Source organism: Gordonia sp. HS-NH1 (genome assembly GCF_001418765.1).
Lineage (GTDB): Bacteria > Actinomycetota > Actinomycetes > Mycobacteriales > Mycobacteriaceae > Gordonia.
In genome coordinates this window covers 29,253-50,895 of record NZ_LIYC01000021.1, presented here as the reverse complement: position 1 = coordinate 50,895, position 21,643 = coordinate 29,253, and the positions used below count along the sequence as shown (strand labels likewise).

Sequence of the window (21,643 nt, the reverse complement as noted above, 5' to 3'; positions counted from 1 at the left end):
ATGAACTCCGGGCACGACGACATCGCCCTGCGAGAGGGCATGGCGACATCGCCCCGGCGGGGCTGAGAAGGAATGAGTTCATCGACCCAGCGCTGTGTCTGGGTCTGTGATTCCGGCACCGTCCGCCCAGGTCACGGCGGTGAGTCCACGTCGGATGTGATGTGGGCCACTCGAAAAGTAGCCACATCCTTACGTTGGTGTCAAGCTGTTGCGACAAACTGGACACACACTGCACCAGACCGATACGGAACTGCCGGTTGCGAACGAGTTCGCAACCGGCAGTGGGACAAACGATTAAGTCATCGCGAGGTCGGGGCGGTCGTCAGCGAACGGTCACCCGGCCGTCGGGGCCGACGGCGACATCGGCGGTGTAAGCCCGCACGAGGTCGAGGCGCTGCCAGGAGGTGCGGCCGGGGCGCTGGTCGTCGAGCGGGTACCCGGCGGGTGCCGCCGTCTGTGCCAGGACCTGGCGTCGCTGCTCGTCGGTGAGTCGCGGGTACGCCGAGGCGATCAGGTCGACGGCCTGGGGCGGTACCGCCATCGGATGCGTCGACGACGCGACGCGACCGAAGCCGTAGGTCATCCGCTGCGCGTAGATCGTGCGGGCCTCGGCGTCGGTGACATAGGGCGTGTCGCGCGCGATGCACACCGACAGGGCTGCACCGCAACGCCATTCGAGTTCCTTGCGGATCTCGGTGGCGGAGGCGGTGAGGAGTCGGCGGAATTCGGGGTCGTTCCAGCGATCGGCGGCGGCGGCCTGCCCGACCATCGCCCCGCCGATCACGTCGAGCGGGTAGTGCACGCCCAGCACGATGCGGTGATACCCGCCCTCGGAGGCGCGGGCGAGGAACTGCGGCGCGAGCTCGGGCAGCATCGACGCGAACAGCGTGCCCCGCCAGAAGAACAGGCTGCTGTGACCGGACGGGAACGACGGGTTGCTGCCCAGGGCGTCGTACTCGCTGGCGCCGGGGCGCATGTACTTGCGGATCCGCTGGGGTGCCACGATGAACGGTCGCTCGTAGCCGAAGGCGTACTTCTCGACCAGCGTCGCGTTCGCCAACCCGCCCGCGCGGGCGAGGTAGTCACTGAAGAGGGCGGTCGTCTTCGGCAGCCGGCCGGCGGCGAGGGCATCGGAGAAGTGGCGTCCGAGTCGTGCGCCGAAAGCGTCGGACATCGTCTGCAGCGGATCGTCGTGTGCGTCGGCGAGCGCTCGACGCTGCAACGCCGGGTCGTCGGCCGCGGACTGGTTGATCGCGACCGCGGTCTCGAGGTTGCGGGCCATGACCTCCGGGTGATCCCGGCGCAGCGCGGTGAAGGTCTCGACGGGCGGCAGGTAGACGCCGCCGGGGTAGGACGAGACATCCGAGGCGTAGAGCCGCGCCAGGTCGGTGACGGGGAACGGCGACGGCGCGGGCTTGGCCGGCGCGGCCTGGGCCGGTGCCGCGAGCGAGAGGGTCGCGGCGATGGCTGCCGCGGTACCGACCAAGGATGCGGCAAACCGTGACCAGCGGGCCGAACCCCCTGCTGCCTGAGCCGGCGACGAGCGCAGCGAGGAGACTGGACCCCCTGCTGCCTGAGCCGGCGACGAGCGCAGCGAGGAGCCGAGTCGAAGGCCGGTCGTCGTTCGCGGTCGGGCGGCGCTGTCCGAGATCACGCCCTCGATCCTAGAGGGGAATGTTCGCGGGGCGAACGGGCGCGTGCATCGTGCCCAGCCGGCCGACTCACCCGAGCGGCAATCCCTGCTCGAGCAGGTCGATGGCGCGCAGGGTTGTCTCGAGCTGCGGCATCTCCCGGTTCTCGTCGATCTCGGTGGCCAGGTGGAAGGTGACCCCGGCGACCGCGTCGAGGAAGACCTTGAGCCGGAAGTCGTCGGGCGCGATCCGCAGATAGTCGGCGATGAGCTGGGTCATGTCCGAGATCATGCGCTCGGACTCGACCTGAAAAGTCTTCTGCAGCAACGGTTCGTTGCGGATGAGCTGCATGCGTAGCGGATTGCCCACCCACGGGTCGTCGACCGTCAGGCGGTGCAGCTCGGTCATCAGGCGTCGGATGAGGTCGAAGTGGTTGAGCCCGGGCGGCATCGACTCGACGATCGCCCGCGCCTCGGCGTGCAGGTGCTCGTCACCGATGACCACCCGTTCCTTCGACGGGAAGTAGCGGAAGAAGGTCGTGTGCGAGACGCCCGCGGCTTCGGCGATCTGCTCGACGGTGGTCTTCGCGTACCCCTGTTCGGCGATCAACGTGATCGCGGCCTGCCGGATCGCGTTGCGGGTGCGTAGTTTGTTCTGTTCGCGCAGGCCCATCCGACGCCCCGGGGTCGATCCCGGGGCGTCGGAGGTGTCGTGCACCGTCAGGCAATCGCCCATGCGTGCTCACTCATTGTCGAAAGGCATGTCCAGCTGGTCAGTTCGCCGGGACCGGAGTCCTGGTGTCGTCCGGTTCCTCGAGCCCGCGATGGCGGACTGCTTCGCCCTCGATGTCGAAGTTGATCACGAAGCGGTCCAGCCAGCGCGGCAGCCCCCAGGCGCGGTCGCCGAGCAGCGCGATCACTGCGGGAACCACCAGCATGCGGATCACGAAGGCGTCGAAGAAGACTGCCGCGGCCAGGGCGAAGCCCATCATCTTGGCGGTCGTCTCCGGGGAGAGCATGAACGCGGCGAAGACGCTGATCATGATGATCGCCGCCGAGGTCACGACCCGCGCGCCGTGCCGGTAGCCGGCCACGATCGCCTCCTTGGCCGACATGCCGTGGATGTACTCCTCGCGCATTCGCGTCACGAGGAACACCTGATAGTCCATCGCGAGCCCGAACACCACGCCGATCAGGAAGATCGGCAGGAACGAGATGATCGGCTGGGTCTGGGTGATCAGTCCGAGCCAGCCCTCCTGGAAGATCGCGACGGTGATGCCGAAGGTCGCGAGCACGGAGAAGATGAAGCCGACGGTGCCGACGAGCGGAACCCACAGCGAGCGGAACACGCCGATCATGATCAGGAACGCCAGACCGACGACCACGATCAGGTAGGGGATGAGCGCGTCGTCGAGCTTCTGCGACAGGTCCGACATGATCGCGGTCTGGCCGCCGACGTGCAGTTCGGCGCCCCGCTCTTCGACGGTCGGCGCGAATGCGCGGATCTGCTCCATCAGTTCGTGGGTCGCCTGCGACGACGGTGAACTCTCCGGCGTCACGATGATGAGCGCGGTGTTGCCGTTCTGCCCGCCCTCGTTGCCCGTCCAGGTGAGCGCCGCGGCATTGGCGACGTCGCCGAGCCCGGCGATGTGGCGGACGGTTTCGTCGGCGGCGGCCTTGATCTGACCGTCGTCGTCATGCACGACGACGAGCAGCGGGCCGTTGATGCCCTCGCCGAATCCGCGGCTGAGCAGTTCTTGCGCGGGCGCCTCCGCCTCGCTCGTCAGCGACAGGCCCAACTCCATCTTGGTGGCCGGGATCGCCGCCACCGTCAGCGCCAGAAGGCCCAGGACGATGAACGGGATCGGCCACTTCACCACTGTGCGGCCGACTCGGATCCCGACGGTGTCGTCCGATTCGGACTCCTCGGCATGCTTGATCCACGGGATCTTGGGCACGAAGGCGAACCGTCCGAAGGCGCCGAGGAGGGCGGGGATCAGCGTCAGGGCGGCGAGAACGGCGATCAGGACCGCGACGCCGGCACCGGCGCCCATCTGGGTGATGATCGGGATGCCGATCACCACGAGCGCGACCACAGCGATGATGACCGTCAGGCCGGCGAACACCACCGCGGACCCGGCGGTGCCGACGGCCCGGCCCGCCGCGTCTTCGGGCGCACCACCTCGCCGGAGTTCGGCTCGATAGCGCGACACGATGAACAGGGCGTAGTCGATGGACACCGCGATGCCGAGCATCGTGACGATGGCCGTCGCCGACTCGTTGATCGACAGGACCTCGGCCGACAGGTTGAGCAGCATGATCGTGATCGAGACGCCGACGATGGCGGTCACGAGTGGGATGAACGCCGCGATCAACGCACCGAACGCCACGATCATGACGACGAAAGCGACTGCGAAGCCGATCAATTCGGCGGCTCCACCCGGTTCCATCACCTGCATGAGGGACCCGGTGGCCTCCACCTGCAGGCCGTCTCGGCTGTTCTCCTCGAGGATCTTGACCAGCTCGTCCTTGTTCTCGACGGTGAGGTCGAGCATTTCGATGTTCTGGCGGACCTGGATCAGCCCGACCCGGCCGTTGTCACCGACGACCGTCGGGGCGAGCGCCGGCTGGGCCGCCGCGACGGCGAGCGGGTTCGCGACGGTCTGGGGATCGATGACATCCGGCAGGGTCCGGAGATCTTCGGCCAGCGCCTCCAGTTGCGCGGTGTGATTCTGCAGGCCACCCTCGGCGGCGACCAGGATGCTGGTGGAAGCCCGCTCCTGCTGCTGCATCACCTGCGGGAAGTAGTCCTGGACCTGTTCGGTGGCGATGCCGGAGTCGGTGCCGGGGAGGCTGAAGTCCTTCGCGAACTTCGGTTGCAGAGTGCCGACGAGGCCGGCGACCGCGATCAGCGCGACCAGCCAGGCCGCGATCACCACCCATTTGTGCCGGAAGGAGAACCTCCCGAGTGCGAACAAGTACGACGCCATGACGTGGAAACCCTCCGGTGCTTCGCGGGACCGGCCCCCGACGGGCGCGGCAGGTGATCGACAAAATGATAGCCACTCACACTCGGCACTGAGTACCACTTTTGTCGATGTGCTCTGTCACACTGCGCGCGTCGATGTGGGGCAGATCGCCACTCGCGGTGGTTTGGGGTCGCGACGCGCCGCCGGAGGGCCGTCTCGAAGGGTCTCGTCAGCGCGCGTTCGGCGGCGCCTGGTCTCCACGGGGATCGACGTCGGGACGGTGACGCGGATCGATCGGATTGTTCGAATGCCGACCGGACTGCTGGCCGGCACCGGCCGCGATGCCCCATCCGTCGGAGTCCTGTCCGTCCGTACTCCGCCCGTCTGCATTACGTCCGTCTGCGTTCCGTCCGTCTATGTTTCGTCCCTCTGCGTTCCGTCGCACGTCGGGGTCCAGCCGATCCGCGCGAGCGAACTCACTCTCGACCTCTTGCCGTGACTCCGCGGCATGTCCCTGGTGGTGTCGTGCCTGCTCCTGGAGGCGCTTGGCCTCCGCCGCCTTCGCATCCGCCTCGGCCTTGGCCTGGCGTGCACGGGCGTCCGCCTCCTCGGCGACGGCCTCACGATGGCGGACCGACGAGACCTGCTGGGCGGCGTTCTGCCGGATCTCCTCGGCTTGCACCCGTCGGCGCGCCTTTCGCTGGCGCAGCAGCAACAGCACGAGCGCAAGGACGACGATCACGACGACTACGGCGATGATGATCCAGATGGCGGTGTCCACGGCTCACTCTTTTCCTCGATGATGGTGGTGTCGGGTACCCCGCACCGGGGATGCCTAACCCACGCCGGACATCGCTCTGAGCTGCGGCCGCGTGGCCGTCACCGCGGTGCGCCCACGCGTTCCGGCGGCCTCCGCCGATCGGCGGAGGCGGTGATGCGGTCGTGACTCCGGTGCCACAACCACTCGAGGGGGCCGCGTTCGAAGCGGCTGAGCCAGACGCGGGAGAACAGGATGAGCACTGCGGTGATGGCTAAATAGAGTGTCACCATGGCGGGCACCAGCGTCGTGCCGTCTAGATGCCGAGCGAGTCCAGCGCCCCAGCCGTAGCAGACCGCGCCGGCGATGGCGTTCTGAAGCACGTAGCAGGACAACGCCATTCGTCCGATCGGCGTCAGGGCGCGACCGCATCGCCCGGGGGTGTGGCCGTCGGCATAGTAGCCGGCGACCCAGGCGAGCAGACCGAGTGCGACCACTGGCGCCAGGCCGTATCGCCCCACGACGAGTCCGGCGTCCCCGCCGGCCAGCCCGATGGCGAGATCGAGGGGAAGTGCCACTGCCAGTCCGGCGACCATCAGGCGGCGGCGCAACCTGGCTCCGCGCGCTTCGAGAACTCCGGCACGCAGAAGCGCGGCGCCGACGAGGAACAGCGCGATCGACATCGGCAGGATGAAGATGACCTCGGCGCGGAACATCAGCAGGTTCTCGGCGCGGAACGCGACGAGATCGATGAAACTGCCGTCCGCGTAGGGATTGGGGGACAGTTCGCCACCGGAGCCGGCCGGTGCCGGGGCGGCGAGGAGAGCCCAGGTCACCAGGCCCAGCAACATCACGTGCGTCGACGCCGCGACTGCGATGGCGACGTACTGGCGTCGAAGTCGCATCGACAGGAGGTAGGCGACGACGAGCCCGGTGACCGCGTAACCCATGAGGACGTCGAACTCGGTGAAGAGGAAGTAGTTGATCACGCCGTCGACCAACAGCAACGCGGCGCGCCAGAAGTACCGACCGGGCCAGCGGCGGCCTCGTCGAACGGCCGATCGCTGCTGGATGGCGAGTCCGATTCCGAACATGATCGTGAGCAGCCCCAGGAACTTGCCCTGGGCGAGCTGCTGCAGAAGGTCTTCGGCCACCGCCCAGGAGCCGGTGGCGTGGTGTGTGCCCTGGATGTAGCCGATGAGCCCTTCCGGGTTGGTGAAGATCCAGATGTTGGTGGCGAGGGTGCCCAAGATCGCGATACCGCGCAGGACGTCGAGTGCCGCGTGTCGGGTCGCCATCGTGTCTCCGTCCTTTGGTGGCACAGTCGTGCTATCAAAACACGAGATCAACGTAGCACGGGTGTACTACCATGAGTCAATGCCCAAGTTGATCGACCGAGACGAGCGACGCGCTGAGATAGCCGAGGCCCTGTGGCGGATCGTGTTGCGCGAAGGGGCGTCTGGGATCTCGGTCCGCGAGGTGGCGGCGGAGGCCGACATCTCGGTGGGTTCGCTACGCCACGTCTTCGCAGACAAGGAAGAGCTGCTCGAATTCTCGATGCGACTGATCTACGAGCGGGTCGAGCTTCGTCTGCGCCGGCACGAGCGGATTCGCAATCCGCTGCGTTGGGCCGAGGCCGTCTTGTCGGAGGCCCTACCGCTCGACGACGAGCGACGCGTCGAGATGCACGTCAACATGGCCATGATCTCCGAGTCGGTGGCGCATCCCGGACTCGCGACGGCTGCGCGCGAAGCCCACGACGGCCTGCGCTCGCTGTGCCGGACGGTGCTGAGTGTCCTCGACGAGCACGGGCTGATCGGCTCGGGCCGCGATCTCGACTCTCAGGCGATCGCGTTGCATGCCCTCGTCGACGGCCTGGCGATGCACCTGCTCCTCGCCGACACCGATTCGCCGGCTCGGGTCAGGCGCGTACTCGGCGACTACCTGACGGGGTTGGCGGTCGAGTCGGGAGAGATGTCGCAGTGACGCGTGGTCGGTTGTCGGCGGGAATGTTTGCGCTGCTGCGCATCTGCCCGCGTCGAGCTAGGCCTCCGGGTCCGTGTCGCCCTCGTCGCGGTCGCGTCGCTTGTCGGCGTGGAGGGACTTGACGCGCCGTTCCTCGCGACGGACCTCGATCTGGGTGGCGCGTTCGGCGGCAAGCCAGTCCGGCATCTCGCTGAGGAGCTCGTCGATCTGGGCCGTCGTGAGTGCCTCGGTGATACCGCCACGGACCAGGCCCGAGTTGGAGATCCCGAGTCTGGCGGCGACCAGGTTCTTCGGATGGGGGCCCTCGGCACGCAGCGTGCGAAGCCACTCCGGCGGGTCGGCCTGGAGGGCGGCGAGTTCGGCCCTGGTGATCGGGCCCTGCTGGAACTCCGCAGGAGTGGCCGGCAGGTACACGTCCAGCTTCTTGGCGGCGGTGGCCGGCTTCATCGACTGCGAGCTCATTCGTCGAGGGTATCGGGCGGTAGCCTTTGTGCGTGACCACACCCGACGTTCACACAGCCGGCGAGGCCCCCGTCTTCCGGCTGGCGTACGTCCCGGGGGTCACGCCGAGCAAGTGGGTCCGGATCTGGGCGGAACGACGGCCCGATGTGCCGCTGGAACTCATCGCACTCGACGTCGCGGACTGTGCCGACGCGGTCGGGGAGGGGCGCGTGCACATGGCGATCACGCGGCTGCCCGAGGCGCTCCGGCACGGCGATGCGCGGCAGCATCACACCATCGAACTGTACGAGGAGAGCACCGTCGTCGTCGTGCCGAAGGACCACGTCCTGACCGCGGGCGAGGAGATGACGCTGACCGATCTCGCCGACGAACAGTTCCTGTGGCCGCTGGACGAGCCGTTGACGGTGCCGGAACCCCCTGGCGCGGCGGTGGGGCACCGGCCCGAGACCACCGGTGACGCAATCGAACTCGTCGCAGCCGGCGTCGGCGTGTTGCTCGTGCCGCAGTCGCTGGCGCGTCTGCACCATCGCAAGGATCTCGTCTACCGCCCGGTGACCGATGCCCCGACTTCGGCCGTCGGACTCCTGTGGCCCGCTCCGACAACGGAATCGGCGGACGAGTTCGTCGGGATCGTGCGCGGCCGCAAGGCGACGTCGTCACGTGGACGCACCGACGAGGTGCCCAAGCGGTCGGCCCGGGAGAAGGCGGCGGCGAAGAGGGCGGCACGCGAGGCTGCCGGGAAGATCCCCGGCAAGAGTGCGCGTCGAGGGCCCGGACGTCCGAAGCGTCGGTGACCTCACGCAGTGGCGTGCCGCCCCCTGAGAGCCTCTGTCAGGCGCGCCATTCCGCGGTGCGTTCCGGTGATGCCTCGGCGAGTGCCTTGAGGGTGTCCTCGACGCCGAAGTCCTTGCCGTACACCGGGGTACCCGGCTGCTGACGCCACGATTCGGCGAGCGGGCCGGCGTCGACCGGGTCGAATCCGAGTTCGTCGACGACCCGGAACACGATCTCCTTGCCGGCCGCGTCGTCGCCGGCGATCGGCAGCGCGATGCGTCCCTCGGTGCCCGCGGGTACGCCCTTGTTCAGCAGGTGCTTCCAGAAGATGCCGTTGAACACCTTGTACACCGGTACGCCGAGCAGCTCCGACACCCAGACGCTCTCGGGTGTGCCGTTCTCGATCGGCTCGATCTTCCCGTCGCGCTGCTGCGGGTAGTAGTTGTTCGTCTCGATGACCGGCGCGCCGGCCTTGCGGGAGTCGAGGATGCCCGGCGCGAGATCGGGGGTGTTCTTCTGCGGGATGCTGACGATCACCAGGTCCGCGTCCGCAGCGGCGTCGGCCGCCCACACCGCCGTGGCCCCGGTCTCGGAGGCCAGCTCGGCCAGCGTCTCCGGGTCGCGCGAGTTCGCCACCTGCACCTCATGCCCGAGCGACGTCAGACGACGCGTGAGCGTCCCGCCGATGAATCCCGCACCGATGATTCCGATCTTCACAACCGCACCTCTTGCCTCTTGTTGGACGATGTCGATGACCATTCGCGCAACGAGGGCGTGTGCCGCGTCATTCCCGGGCGAGACGAAGGGTGACGAGCGACTCGGTCGGGTGCGTGGGACCGGCGCGCCGTGCTCGGCTGCTGCTGGACCCAGACATCGATGTGCGTGCCTATGGGGTGGCCGACCAACCGTGCCACGTCAGAGACTCCACGACGATCACCGGTCCGTCGGGCCGTCGGAGGCGATACTGCGGGTACTTCGCGGCCAGCACGTCGATGCCGTGACTGCCGACGGGTTCACCGGCGTCGACGACGTGTGCCCGGCCGTCGACCCGCACCCACCAGAGTTCATCCCAGCTGTCGGAGTACAGATCAGCCAAGAGCGACACCGCGGGATTGTCCGCGATGTTGGCGAGACGACGTAGTGCGGTGGTTCGTTTGGGCTTGTGATCCACGCACGTGTAGATGACGTCGTCATCGATTGCGAATACGACTGGGACCAGGTGCGGTTTGTTGCCGGGTGACACGGTGGCGAGCTTGACCGACCGGGCGGCGGCGAAACGTTCGCGAGTCAGGCGCGGGTCCATCTCACGAGGATGACATGCGCCCACGTGCCGAACTGGGCGCCGGAAGGGTCGGAACGCCGCGCCTGCCAGGAGATGAGGCTCGACGTGGTGACCGATGAGCACGGGCACCGGTTCGGGTCCACCTCTGTGTCCACCCCCGTTCCGGGGAACCCGACCAGAAAGGGTCTGCAGCATGACTCACGACAACGTTGCCGTCAGCCTCACGATCTCCGCCACGCCCGACGAGGTGTTCGCGACGCTCGCTGACCCCCGCACCCACCAGGCGATCGACGGCACCGGCTGGGTTCGGGACGCAGTCGACACGACACCGCTGCGGGAGGTGGGTCAGGTCTTCCGGATGAACATGTACCACCCGAACCATCCGGACGGTGACTACCTGATGGAGAACCGGGTCGAGGTGATCGAACCGCTGTCGGCGATAGCGTGGCAACCAGGGCAGCGCAACGATTCGGGGGAGCTCGAGTTCGGCGGCTGGACATGGCGGTACGATCTGGTGCCCGTGGGGGAGTCGTCCACCGAGCTCACCTTGACCTACGACTGGTCGGCCGTACCCACCCACATCCGCAAGTACATCCAGTTCCCGCCGTTTGCCGACGACCATCTGCGTAACTCGTTGAACCACATCGCCGAGCTCGTCGGCTGATCGGCGACGTCAGCACACAGAGTTCGAGACCCGGTGCCCCACCCCGCGATCGCCCGACGAGCCGGTCAGCCGACGAGGTCCGGATCCGGGTCGCGATGCGCCGACGCGGCCGATGCGGGTGACAGATCGGCGGTGAGCAGGTCCACGGTCGGACTGCGCGTGATCACCTTGTGGCCCCACCACAGAGCGAGGAACACGAACAGCGCGCCGTAGGCGGTGAGCCACAGTTCGAGATTCCCTGCGGATCCGTCGCGGATCGCCGGGAGATTCTGCCCGGCGATCACTGCAACACACATGAGCAACGCGATGATCGGGCCGGCCGGATAGAGCCACGCCTTGTACGGGAGTATGCCGAGGTCCAGACCTTGCGCCTGCCACGCGCGTCGGAACCGATAGTGAGCCCAGGCGATACCCATCCAGGTGATGAAGCCGGCCACCGATGAGGCGGTGACAAGCCAGACGTAAGCGCGACCGTCGCCCACCCGGCTCGCCAGGAAGCAGAGGGCACCGATGGCCGTCGTCGCGGCCACGGCGAGGAGTGGCACACCTGATCGCGTGACCCAGGCGAACACACGTGGCGCGTTGCCCTGAACCGACAGGCCGTACAACGCGCGGGTTGCCGCGAACAGGCTTGCGTTGCCCGCCGACAGAATCGCGATCAGGATCACGGCGTTCATGATCGATGCCGCCATCGCGATCCCCGCCTCGGAGAACACGAGGGTGAACGGGGCGATGGCGATGTTCTCCTCGGACGCATTCAGCAGATTGGGATCGGTGTACGGGATCAGGAACGCGATGATGGTCAGGGTGCCGATGTAGAACAACAGGATGCGCACGAAAACGGTGCGCACGGCGCGCGGAATCGCGGTCTTCGGTTCGACTGCCTCGCCGGCGGCGACCGCAATCATCTCGGTGCCCTGGAATGCGAAGCCGGCGATGAGGAAGACCGACAGCATGCCGAGCGGGAAGTCCACGAACGGAGCGTCGTCGATCGTCCAGTTGCTGAATCCCGGCGACGGGCCGTCGCCGACGACACCGAGAATCAACAGAACGCCGACGATGAGAAAGACGACCACCGCGATCACCTTGATCGTCGCGAACCAGAACTCGGCCTCGCCGAACGCCTTGACCGCGAACAGGTTCAGCGCGAGCAGACCCGCCAGGAACACGACCGACCAGATCCACGACGGCACGTCGGGTGCCCAGTACTTCATGATCAGCCCGGCGGCCACCAACTCGGCGGCCAGGGTGACCGACCAGTTGAGCCAGTAGTTCCACCCCGCCGCGAAACCGAAGGACTTGCTCACGAAGCGTTTGCCGTATTCCTCGAACGGGTTGCTGCACGGGATGTATGCCGACATCTCGCCGAGGCTCTGCATGAGGAAGAAGACCATGCAGCCCATCAGCAGATACGCCACGATGGCGCCACCCGGGCCCGCGTCGGAGATGGTGGCGCCGGAGGCGACGAACAAGCCGGTGCCTATGGCGCCGCCGAGCGCGAGCATGCTGATGTGACGACTCTGCAGTCCCTTGCGCAGAGTTTCGTCGGGGGTGATTCCCAGAGGACTGGACATCGGCAGAGTCTAACGGCCGGTCGGCGCGTCGGCCGAGTGTTGCAGCGCGGCCCGAGTACCGAGCCTCAGTCGAGGCTGGTCAGTTCGGCGACCAGGTCATACACCGGGTCGTCGGGGCCGATGTCGTAGGTGCACATGCTGTGCCGCGGGTCCGGGACGAACGCCCAGAACAGTGCGGTTGCCGTCCCGGCCGCCCGCTGACCGGCCACCTTGGTCCGGAAGTCGTCGACGCGCCCGGACCGCGAACCGCACGAGCCGGCAAACTGGCCGATCTCGTTCACCGCGAGGGGTTTTCCGACTGCGCGCGCCTGCCGAAGACGTTCGGCCAGTCCGTTCCACTGATCCCCGGGGAGCGCGACACCATCCGCACCGTAGTCGTGATAGTCCAGGACATCCACGTACGGGGAGCCGGCGACGTATTGGTAGTCGGGCCCGGCGGTGCCGCACTGACCACCGCCGGTGAAGCCGGACCAGATCACCGCACCGCCGTGCAGCCGGGTGAGCACAGCACCGGCGGTGTCGAAGAACGACCGCAATACCAGCTCGGCGTCGGCCGGGCACGACCGCTGCTGCCAGGCACACGTCTGATCGCCACAGACGGACGGCTCGGGTTCACCCACCAATTCCCATCCCGCCAGTGCCGGGCTGCCCTTCCAGCGTCCCACTGCCGTCTGCACCCATTCCTCGAACGTGAGTCCGCCCGCTCCGGCGGCTGTTCGCCAGCCCGATCGGTACCAGTCTCGTTCCTTGAAATCTCCGCTCTCGCAGGCACCATCGGCGGCGGCCAGTACCGGCAGGACCATCTGACCGTGCCGTGCCGCAGCGTCGAAGACGGCGTCCATCGGCCTGAAATCCAACTGCTGTGTGTACTTGTTCACCGCCAGTCGAGCGAACAGATTGAAGCGGGTGAGCGAATGCGGGGGTAGGACAGAGAAATAGTCGTCCAGATCCACCATCGCCCCGCACCCGGCGTTCACCGACCAGTCGGTGGCGAGCTGGTAGGCGTCGAACCCGGATGGCCACCACTGGCGTCCATCGAGCGTCAGTCCAGCCGGCGTGGCATCCACCCGATCGGGCGCCGCATGTGCGGGCGGAGGAAGCAGCCAGCACATGAGGAATACGATGCCAAGCACCAGGATCGGTCTTCTCACCACGTGTAGGTACATATGTGCGTCCCGTATGGATCTCGATCGCCGGCGCGGTCTTCTGAACCGCGTGACCGTACCGTACTCGTGGCTTGAGGTCTCGACTGCGGAGAATGCGTGGACAAATCCGGCAAATGGTGGAGCCGATGACGGGAATCGAACCCGCGTATTCAGCTTGGGAAGCTGATGTTCTGCCATTGAACTACATCGGCGAGCGAGTGCTGGACTCGCGACCGACAGCCTAGCAAACAGGCCGCCGGGACGCGCAGATGTCGCGGATCGTGGCGCTGGGCGCTACGAAGTGCTACATCTGGCCGGCGATGGGTTGGTGCGCCGGAGAAGCGGCGCCAACCGACACCGGCGCAGATCCTCCCCGACCATTCGATAGCCTCGACACCGTGCTGCTCTCCGACCGCGACATCCGCGCCGAGATCGCCGACGGGCGCCTCGCCATCGATCCGTTCGATCCTGCCCTCGTCCAGCCCTCCAGCGTCGACGTCCGGCTCGACCGCCTGTTCCGGGTGTTCAACAACACCCGCTACACGCACATCGACCCCGCACAGCGCCAAGACGAACTCACCTCGCTGGTCGAACCGGCCGCCGGTGAGCCCTTCGTGCTGCACCCGGGGGAATTCGTGCTGGGTTCCACCCTCGAGGTGTGTTCACTGCCCGACGACCTCGCCGGCCGCCTCGAAGGAAAGTCCTCACTCGGCCGCCTCGGCCTCCTCACCCATTCGACGGCGGGCTTCATCGACCCGGGCTTCTCCGGCCACATCACCCTCGAACTCTCCAACGTGGCCAACCTGCCGATCACACTCTGGCCCGGCATGAAGATCGGCCAGCTCTGCCTCATCCGCCTCAGCAGTCCGGCGGCGGAACCGTACGGCAGCGCGTCGGTCGGGTCGAAGTATCAGGGACAACGCGGACCGACCCCGTCGAAGGCGTACCTGAACTTCCAGAAGGACTGACCCCGCCGCCGGAAGTTCACCCTGCCGATCACCACCCGCCACGGCGTCGATGGTTACCGGCAGTCCCGGCTGGGTAAGCGTTGCGGTCATGAAGCTCACGGTGATCGGATGCGGCTACCTCGGTGCCACCCACGCGGCCTGTATGGCCGAACTCGGGCACGACGTCGTCGGTATCGACGTCGACGCGTCCAAGATCGAACGGCTCCAGGCCGGGGAGGTCCCGTTCTTCGAACCCGGTCTGTCCGACATCCTGCGCCGTAACATCGACGCCGGACGACTCCGGTTCACGACCGACCACCTCGCGGCCGCCGACCACGCCTCCGTCCATTTCCTCGGCGTCGGGACACCGCAGGAACCCCGTGGACACCGAGCCGACCTCTCGCACGTGTACGCCGCGATCGACGCGCTCGTCCCGACACTGCGGGGCGCACACTTGATCATCGGCAAATCGACCGTCCCGGTCGGCACCTGCGCCGAACTCGCGCAGCGGATCTCCGTGCTGTCGCACTCCGGAGCCGACGTCGAACTGTCGTGGAGTCCGGAATTCCTGCGCGAGGGGTTCGCCGTCGAGGACACCCTCGAACCGGATCGCCTCGTCCTCGGCACGGGCTCGCTCGACCCCGACGGCGTGAACACCGCAGTCCACGACCCCGGCGCCGGGTCGTCGGCGGGTGAGGTCGTCCGCGAGATCTACCGCGAGATCCTCGAGACGGGCGTCCCGCTCATCGAGACCGATTGGGCCACCGCCGAACTCGTCAAGGTCTCGGCGAACGCCTTTCTCGCCACCAAGATCTCGTTCATCAACGCGATCAGCGAACTGTGCGAGATCGCCGGGGCGGACATCAACACCCTCGCCGACGCCATCGGGCACGACCCGCGCATCGGACGCAAGTTCCTCAACGCCGGGCTAGGTTTCGGTGGGGGCTGCCTGCCCAAGGACATCCGCGCGCTGACCGCCCGCGCCGAGGACATGGGCGCACCGCGGGCCGTCGGATTCCTGCGAGAGGTCGACGCCATCAACATGCGTCGCCGCGGTGCGGCAGTGGAACTCGTCTTCGAGGCCCTCGGTGGTGAGGTCCTCGGGCGCAACATCGCCGTGCTGGGGGCCGCGTTCAAGCCGGAGAGCGACGACGTCCGCGACTCGCCCGCATTGACGGTGGCCAGCAGGCTGGCACTCGAAGGGGCGTCGGTCACCGTCTTCGACCCGAAGGCCATGGACAACTCGCGACGCGTCCACCCGAGCCTCGACTACGCCACCTCGGCGCACGATGCATGCGACCGTGCCGACGTCGTCGTCATCGCCACGGAATGGGCGGAGTTCGTCCACATCACGCCCGAGGAGCTCGAGGGCGTCGTCCGCGCCAGACGCATCGTCGACGGCCGTCGCTGCCTCGACCCGCAGATGTGGCGCGACGCAGGGTGGGATTACCGTGCGCTGGGCGGTCCGGCACCCACGCGCCCCGCACCGCGAAACAACCCGTCCGAGCAGGTGAGCGGACTCGCGCCGGGGGCCTCGGTCCGCTGAGTCGTGCTAGGTTGAGATTCGCGACTGTCCAAGGGGCACGTTCTCGCCGGGGGGCCTGGGGCGAGGTGCACGTGAGGTGCAGGAATCAATCACATGACCGACACGGTGGCCGATCCGGCCGTGACGCCGACGTCTGCGCAGGCAGAGGTCACGGTCAGTGCTGCCGTGGTCGACGCCGCGCGCGCCCAGCTCGCCGGCCGCGGAATCCCTGAGACAGCCGAGGTCGTTCTGTTCGATCTCGATCCGCGCGCGGGTGTCACGGTGGGGCGCATGGACCCCGCCCGCGGGACAACCGCCGATCCCTATACCGATTCCGGCCTCACCCTCGACGCCCTCGATCAGGTGACCGCCGACCATCTCGTGCGCGTGGGACGCGTGGCGGCGCCGACCTCGCGCGAGTGGCACGAGGAGGTCCTCGACCTCGTGAGGCGCGGCCGCGAACGACTCCGCGAGTCCGACGGCACGTTCCTGATGGGCCGCGACCACATCCGTTTGTTCCGGATGGCACGTCGTGACATCGCCGAAGCGGGCGCGCCGCTCACCGCCCGCGCCGAGGACCTCGCCCGCGCGGCCGTGTCCGGTGCCGCTGCCCCCGCAGTCGTCATCACCGACCGCGTCAGCGCCTGGCCGGGCCTCCGGGACGCCGTCGCGCGAGCAGTTCCCGTGCCCGTCGTCGACGTCGAGCCCTCGGGGAACGGGACCCGGCCCGTGATGATCGGCGGGCACGCTGCCGAGCCCGACGAGCCAGAGGCCGGAGTGGTCCCCGACCGATCTGTTCCCGACGACCCCACGACGGAACGCCGGGAGGTGACCGCACCGGAACCCACCCCGATCTTCGAGGCAGTCAACCAGTCACCGCCGACGCCGCCACCGACGATCGCGACGGCGTTCGCGGCGCTGGCCCCATCGGGCGCCACGCCCCACGATCCGTCCTCTTCTCACGGTGCCGGACAACGTCTTCCGGACCCACCTCCCGCCGACCGCCCGGCTCCCGATGGGAATGTGCCCCACGCCGGGGTGGGCCCCGAGCAGCACCCGACGGCCGATTCGGCACTCGCCGGGTCCCCACTCACCGGCGGTCGACGTCGACGAGGCACACGCGTTCTCGCCGTGATCGGGGTGCTGTGCGCGGTGGCCGTCGTGGCGGTGGCCACCGCCTTGGCCGTCACGCACGACGAACCGTCACCGGCCGTCGCCGCGCCGCTTCCCCAGCGCACGATCTCCTCACCCGAACCCGAATTCGCCGACCCCGCAATCCTTGCCGAGGCCCGGCAACCCGCGCGTCGATACACGCCGCCGCCTCCGCCGGAGACGTCGGCCTCGGTCGAGTCCGCGCCGCGGCCGCGCCCACGACCGCGAGCCCCTCGTCCGCAGCGCGGGGTGACGATCCCGAACCCGATCCCCGGTCTGCCGCCGATCGTTCTGCCCTGAGCCGGCGTCGTCGACACCTGTGGGAGAGGCCCCGGCTCGTCAGCTACCGGGCCGCGGTGCGAGCGCGCGCGCGACGAAGTCGAGGACGTTGTCGTAGTAGGCCGACGCATCGACGTCGGGTTGATAGGCGCGGGCGAGTTCCAGGCTGACCGCGCCGTGGACGGCGGACCACGTCTGCATGGCCAGGTCGCGCGGGTCGGCGGACATGACCACCCCGGCGACCTGGCCATACCGGATGATGTCGACGAGGACTGCGAATGCGTGTGCGGCGACCTCGATCTCGGGTGCGCACTGCGCCGAGAACATCAGACGGTAGATCACCGGATTGGCGAGCGCGAACCTCCGGTAGGCCAGCCCGGCGTTGCGTAGACGTGCCACCGGATCGTCGTCGGTCGCTGCGATCGCGTCTCCGAACTCTGCATAACCGTCCGTGACCAGCGCATCCAGTAGGCCGTCGCGACCGTCGAAGTGGTTGTAGACCCCCATCGGGGCCACCTGCGCCTCGGCCGCGACGGCACGGACCGTCAGGCCGGCCTCGCCGTCGCGCTCGAGGATCGTGCGGCCGGCTCGGAGCAGGGCGGAACGCACCTCGGCGGCCGAGGTGCGGGTGCGGGGCTTCGCGGGGGACATATTGACAACCTACTAGAACAGTGTTCTTCTTGAATAGAACACTGTTCTACAACACTGGAACGATGTTCTACCGACTCTCTGTCCGGCTGTCAGCACATGCGCCTCGAGCGGCCCCACTGATCAGGAGAATCCGATGCCAACAGAACGCACACACACCCGTTGGTGGGCGCTCGGCGCCCTCAGCTTCGCCGAACTACTCGTCATGATCGACAACACGATCGTCAACGTGGCCCTCCCGACACTCGCTCGCGACCTCGGCGCGGGGATCTCGGGCCTGCAGTGGATCGTCGACGCCTACACCCTCGTCTTCGCGGGCCTGCTGCTGACCGGCGGCTACCTCGGTGACCGCTTCGGGCATCGCCGGATGCTCCTCACCGGCATCGCGGGGTTCATGATCGTGTCGGTCCTGGCGGCGTCGTCGCAGGACATCGGTCAGCTCATCGCCAGCCGCGCCGGTCTCGGAGTCTTTGCCGCGCTGGTCTTCCCGGCCACGCTGGCGATCATCACGACCATCTTCGTCGACGCCCGGGAACGGGCGATGGCGGTGGGGATCTGGGCGGCGGTGTCCGGGGTGGCGGTGGCCATCGGCCCGGTTCTCGGTGGCTGGCTGCTCGAACACTTCTCGTGGACATCGGTCTTCTGGGTGAACATCCCGTTCGGTGTCCTGGCCCTGGTGTTGGTCCTGGCCGTCGTCCCCGGTACCCGCCCGCTGGCGGTGCCGCGGTTCGACGCCATCGGGGTCGTCCTCTCGGTCGCCGGTCTGGGCTTGCTCACCTTCACTCTCATCGAGGCGCCCCATGTCGGCTGGACCGAGGCGCGGACCATTCTCGGCGTCGTTGCCGCACTGATGATCTTGGCGATCTTCGTCGCGACGCAGCTGCGGATCGCACATCCCATCCTCGACGTGCGGCTCTTCGCCAACCGGCGCTTCGCGACCGCTGCCGGCATGATCAGCGTGGCCTTCTTCGCGCTGTTCGGCTTCATCTTCCTGATCACCCAGTTCTTCCAGGCGGTGAAGGGATACGGCCCGCTGGCCGCCGGGATTCGGACCCTTCCGTTCGCGATCGTGATGGCGGCGCTCTCCCCGGTCGCGATGGCGCTCTCGCACCGTTTCGGGCCCAGAATCGTGTCGGTGATCGGCGCATTCCTGATGTCCGGCGGGTTCGCGCTCGTCGAGATCGCCTCGCGCGCTTCCGGTTACTGGGAACTCATCATCTGGTCGATGGCACTGATGGCGGCGGGTCTGGCGTTCATCTCCGGTCCGTGCACGCAGCTCATCATGGACGCCCTGCGCCCGGAGCAGGCCGGTGCGGGTAGCGCGGTCAACGACACCACGCGCGAGCTCGGCGGGACGCTGGGAGTGGCCGTGCTCGGCTCGATCCTGACGTCCGCCTATGTCGCCGGTGTCGGAGAACGGTTGTCGGGCAACGGGGTACCGACCGAAGCGGTCGACGCCGCGAAGCAGTCGGTGATGGCCGGGGTCGAGGTGGCGGATCAGTTGCCTGGTGCGCTGGGAGACGCGGTGCGGGTCGCGGTTCAGGAGGTCTTCATGGACGGGTTGCACAACGCGGTCTGGGCTGCCGTCGCCGTGACCGCGACCGCCGGTGTCGCGGCGGCATTCTTGTTGCGCGGCAGCGGGACTGCGCCGCAGGTGGCACCTCCGGTGGCAGCGGACGAGGTCGACGGTGGGAGGCCCTTCGTGGCTCGTCGCTAGCGCTCCTCGCACCTCAGGGAGCGGAGGGTTGTCGCCGGCGCTCCTCGCACCTCAGGGAGCGGAAAAGCTCAGAGATCGAGGGTGAGGTTCCCGCCGGGACTGCGTGAGACGCAGGTGAGCATGGTTCCGGCCTCGCGCTCGGGCTCGGTCAGGATGTTGTCGCGGTGGTCGATCTCGCCGGACAACGTCCTGACCTTGCAGGTACCGCAGAACCCCTGCCGGCACGAGTACGGCACCGACGGCACCACCCGGCGGATCGCGGCGAGCGCGGATTCGTCTGCGGCGACGGGGATCTTCTGGCCGGTCGAGGCCAAGGTCACCGTGAAATCGGTCCCGTTCTCCACCGGTGGCGGGCTGAAGCGTTCGTAGTGCAGTTCGATGTCGGGGCGGTCGGCGAGATGTCGCCGCAGTCCCTCGAGCATCGGAACCGGCCCGCAGCAGTAGACGGCGAGGTCGGCGCGACCGTCGTCGACGGGGCCCACCAGCTCGTCCATGGTGGGCAGGCCGTCTTCGTCGTCGGTTCGGATGGTGATCCGATCCCCGAACCGGGCGACCTCGTCGAGGAAAGGGATGGAGTCGGCGCTGCGGCCGGTGTAGATCATCGACCAGTCCAGACCGAATCGTTCGGCGGTGGCCAGCATCGGCAGGATCGGGGTGATCCCGATACCGGCGGCGATGAACCGGAGCCTGCGTGCCGGTGAGCCGTGACCGGGGACGGCGAGCGGAAACGCGTTGCGCGGACCCCTGATCGAGATGACGTCGCCGACGGAGAGCGTGTCGTGGATCTCGATGGACCCGCCACCCCCGTCGGGTATGCGGCGGACGGCGATCCGGTAGTGCTCCCGGTCGGCCGTGTCGCCGCACAGCGAGTACTCACGCATGCGGCCCGACGGGAGCAGCACATCGATGTGGGCGCCGGCATGCCACGCCGGCAGGCGCCCGCCCTCGGCCGCCACGACCGTGAGGGCGATGACGTTCTCGTCCTGCGCGACGACCTCCCGGTCGACGACCCGCACCTGCGTGATGCCGTTGTTGGGCGGGCCGGGCTGCAGGGGTGACACGGGCCGCCACATCGGCCACCACGCCCGGAACACCATCGTGCCGAGCGTGATGACCGGGTCGTGCCGCCACCGGCCGTGCAGGTGCGGCGGGGGCGCCGTGAGCGTCGTCGAATGTGGGTGTGCGCGTTGGTTCATGACGTTTCTGGGTGGTGGTCGGTGGATGATCAGGCCGCGTTGCGGGCGGCCGGGGAACTCGCGAGGTAGGCGACGGCCTGCGCGGTGCTCCCGATGTCCTCGGGCCGGAAACCCGGTCGGAAGTAACTGAAGGTGGAGAAGATGATCGTGCGCATCTTCGGCAACGCACCTGCCCGCACACCCCGGTGGTAGTGCCAGGTCTTCTGGAAGTAGTTGTACGACAGCGTCGTGTCCTGTCTCATGATGAAGCGGTAGCCGCGCTGCACGAGGAACAGCAGGATCGGCAGCACCGCGAACATCGCGCGACCGCGCCGCAGATATCCGTCGCCGAAGTACGCGGCGACGTCGTGGGCCACGGCGCGGTGCTCCACCTCTTCGGCGCCGTGCCACATGAAGAGGTCGGCCATCGTCGGATGCGCGCCGAGCCGGGTCCAGGAGTTGTTCAGCGCGAAGTCCCCGAGGATGGCGGTGTAGTGCTCCAAAGCCGCGATGAGCCAGAGACGTTCGACGAGGTGCTTGTCGCGGGCTTCCTGGGTGCCACCCTCCAAGGGGCCGAGGACCTTGCGGAAGATCCACTCCATCTGCAACTGGTAGGGCCGTGGGTCGATGCCGTGGTGATCGAGGAACTCCCACAGGACATGATCGTGCGCCTCGGCGTGCATCGCCTCCTGACCGATGAACCCTCGCATCCGGGCGGCGAGTTCGTCGTCGGCGACCAGGGGCAGGGCCTCGTTGTAGGTCTGCACGAACCAGCGCTCACCCTCGGGCAGAAGGAGGTTGAGCACGCTGATGAAGTTCGACGCGACCGGGTGACCCGGAATCCAGTGGAGCGGGACGTCGTCCCAGTCGAACGCCACATTGCGGGCGTGCAGCTCGACGGGCCCCGGATCGGCCGATGCATCGTCCCGGTGCGCGGGAGTGTCGATGTGCGTCATA

General features: G+C 67.8%; 20 protein-coding genes and 1 tRNA gene. 7 read left to right on the top strand and 14 right to left on the bottom strand.

The window, feature by feature from the left end:
* Window positions 1–322: 322 nt before the first annotated feature.
* The 5 genes from AMD30_RS15160 to AMD30_RS15140 all read right to left on the bottom strand — a co-directional run bounded on the left by AMD30_RS15160 (window position 323) and on the right by AMD30_RS15140 (window position 6,654).
* Window positions 323–1,486, bottom strand: a complete 1,164-nt coding sequence (locus AMD30_RS15160) for a phosphatase PAP2 family protein (protein ID WP_055476178.1) — start codon at window positions 1,484–1,486, stop codon at window positions 323–325.
* A gap of 235 nt (window positions 1,487–1,721) precedes the next feature.
* Complete coding sequence (locus tag AMD30_RS15155; RefSeq protein WP_055476177.1) at window positions 1,722–2,366, bottom strand: TetR family transcriptional regulator; 645 nt, start codon at window positions 2,364–2,366, stop codon at window positions 1,722–1,724.
* Between the two features lie 37 nt (window positions 2,367–2,403).
* Window positions 2,404–4,620, bottom strand: coding sequence for an MMPL family transporter (locus AMD30_RS15150; protein ID WP_055476176.1), 2,217 nt, complete (start codon window positions 4,618–4,620; stop codon window positions 2,404–2,406).
* 208 nt (window positions 4,621–4,828) lie between these two features.
* Window positions 4,829–5,380 (bottom strand): hypothetical protein, encoded by a 552-nt coding sequence (locus AMD30_RS15145; RefSeq protein ID WP_055476175.1) that lies wholly within the window; start codon window positions 5,378–5,380, stop codon window positions 4,829–4,831.
* Between the two features lie 98 nt (window positions 5,381–5,478).
* Window positions 5,479–6,654, bottom strand: coding sequence for a DUF418 domain-containing protein (locus AMD30_RS15140; protein WP_055476174.1), 1,176 nt, complete (start codon window positions 6,652–6,654; stop codon window positions 5,479–5,481).
* Window positions 6,655–6,733: 79 nt separating this feature from the next.
* Between AMD30_RS15140 and AMD30_RS15135 the strand changes: the two genes are divergently transcribed.
* Window positions 6,734–7,342 (top strand): TetR/AcrR family transcriptional regulator, encoded by a 609-nt coding sequence (locus AMD30_RS15135; RefSeq protein ID WP_055476173.1) that lies wholly within the window; start codon window positions 6,734–6,736, stop codon window positions 7,340–7,342.
* A gap of 57 nt (window positions 7,343–7,399) precedes the next feature.
* Here AMD30_RS15135 and AMD30_RS15130 read toward each other — a convergent pair whose 3' ends face one another.
* Entirely contained in the window at window positions 7,400–7,789 is a 390-nt protein-coding gene (locus AMD30_RS15130) for a DUF5997 family protein (RefSeq protein WP_055476201.1), read from the bottom strand.
* Window positions 7,790–7,830: 41 nt separating this feature from the next.
* On the opposite strand from AMD30_RS15130, the gene AMD30_RS15125 reads away from it, so the two are divergent.
* A complete protein-coding gene (locus AMD30_RS15125; protein ID WP_442902712.1) occupies window positions 7,831–8,598 on the top strand; it encodes a LysR family substrate-binding domain-containing protein in 768 nt (255 codons plus the stop codon).
* Between the two features lie 37 nt (window positions 8,599–8,635).
* Here AMD30_RS15125 and AMD30_RS15120 read toward each other — a convergent pair whose 3' ends face one another.
* Together AMD30_RS15120 and AMD30_RS15115 are read right to left on the bottom strand one after the other, a co-directional pair.
* Window positions 8,636–9,337 (bottom strand): NADPH-dependent F420 reductase, encoded by a 702-nt coding sequence (locus AMD30_RS15120; protein ID WP_084817277.1) that lies wholly within the window; start codon window positions 9,335–9,337, stop codon window positions 8,636–8,638.
* Between the two features lie 127 nt (window positions 9,338–9,464).
* Entirely contained in the window at window positions 9,465–9,881 is a 417-nt protein-coding gene (locus tag AMD30_RS15115) for a TIGR03668 family PPOX class F420-dependent oxidoreductase (protein WP_055476170.1), read from the bottom strand.
* 172 nt (window positions 9,882–10,053) lie between these two features.
* On the opposite strand from AMD30_RS15115, the gene AMD30_RS15110 reads away from it, so the two are divergent.
* The gene (locus AMD30_RS15110) at window positions 10,054–10,524 is read left to right on the top strand and encodes an SRPBCC domain-containing protein (RefSeq protein WP_055476169.1); all 471 of its coding nucleotides are present in this window, start codon (window positions 10,054–10,056) and stop codon (window positions 10,522–10,524) included.
* A 65-nt stretch (window positions 10,525–10,589) separates the two neighbouring features.
* Here the strand turns inward: AMD30_RS15110 and AMD30_RS15105 are convergent, their stop codons facing one another.
* From AMD30_RS15105 to AMD30_RS15095, 3 genes are all read right to left on the bottom strand, one after another.
* Window positions 10,590–12,098: an amino acid permease gene (locus AMD30_RS15105; RefSeq protein ID WP_055476168.1), complete on the bottom strand. Its 1,509-nt coding sequence runs from the start codon at window positions 12,096–12,098 to the stop codon at window positions 10,590–10,592.
* Between the two features lie 65 nt (window positions 12,099–12,163).
* Window positions 12,164–13,231, bottom strand: a complete 1,068-nt coding sequence (locus AMD30_RS15100; protein ID WP_156354267.1) for a beta-mannosidase — start codon at window positions 13,229–13,231, stop codon at window positions 12,164–12,166.
* 150 nt (window positions 13,232–13,381) lie between these two features.
* Window positions 13,382–13,455, bottom strand: a tRNA-Gly gene (locus tag AMD30_RS15095).
* Window positions 13,456–13,641: 186 nt separating this feature from the next.
* Here AMD30_RS15095 and dcd point away from each other — a divergent pair.
* From dcd to AMD30_RS15080, 3 genes are all read left to right on the top strand, one after another.
* Window positions 13,642–14,211 (top strand): dCTP deaminase, encoded by a 570-nt coding sequence (dcd, locus tag AMD30_RS15090; RefSeq protein ID WP_055476200.1) that lies wholly within the window; start codon window positions 13,642–13,644, stop codon window positions 14,209–14,211.
* An 88-nt stretch (window positions 14,212–14,299) separates the two neighbouring features.
* Window positions 14,300–15,736: a UDP-glucose dehydrogenase family protein gene (locus tag AMD30_RS15085; protein ID WP_055476166.1), complete on the top strand. Its 1,437-nt coding sequence runs from the start codon at window positions 14,300–14,302 to the stop codon at window positions 15,734–15,736.
* 93 nt (window positions 15,737–15,829) lie between these two features.
* Complete coding sequence (locus tag AMD30_RS15080; protein WP_055476165.1) at window positions 15,830–17,167, top strand: hypothetical protein; 1,338 nt, start codon at window positions 15,830–15,832, stop codon at window positions 17,165–17,167.
* 39 nt (window positions 17,168–17,206) lie between these two features.
* On the opposite strand, the gene AMD30_RS15075 is transcribed toward AMD30_RS15080, so the two are convergent.
* Window positions 17,207–17,797, bottom strand: a complete 591-nt coding sequence (locus tag AMD30_RS15075) for a TetR/AcrR family transcriptional regulator (RefSeq protein ID WP_055476164.1) — start codon at window positions 17,795–17,797, stop codon at window positions 17,207–17,209.
* Window positions 17,798–17,930: 133 nt separating this feature from the next.
* Here AMD30_RS15075 and AMD30_RS15070 point away from each other — a divergent pair, with 133 nt between their 5' ends.
* A complete protein-coding gene (locus AMD30_RS15070) occupies window positions 17,931–19,511 on the top strand; it encodes a DHA2 family efflux MFS transporter permease subunit (RefSeq protein WP_055476163.1) in 1,581 nt (526 codons plus the stop codon).
* Window positions 19,512–19,579: 68 nt separating this feature from the next.
* Here AMD30_RS15070 and AMD30_RS15065 read toward each other — a convergent pair whose 3' ends face one another.
* Window positions 19,580–20,707, bottom strand: a complete 1,128-nt coding sequence (locus AMD30_RS15065) for a PDR/VanB family oxidoreductase (RefSeq protein WP_055476162.1) — start codon at window positions 20,705–20,707, stop codon at window positions 19,580–19,582.
* A 29-nt stretch (window positions 20,708–20,736) separates the two neighbouring features.
* On the bottom strand, window positions 20,737–21,642 hold the full coding sequence (locus AMD30_RS15060; protein WP_014928249.1) for a metal-dependent hydrolase: 906 nt from the start codon (window positions 21,640–21,642) through the stop codon (window positions 20,737–20,739).
* Window position 21,643: the final 1 nt, after the last annotated feature.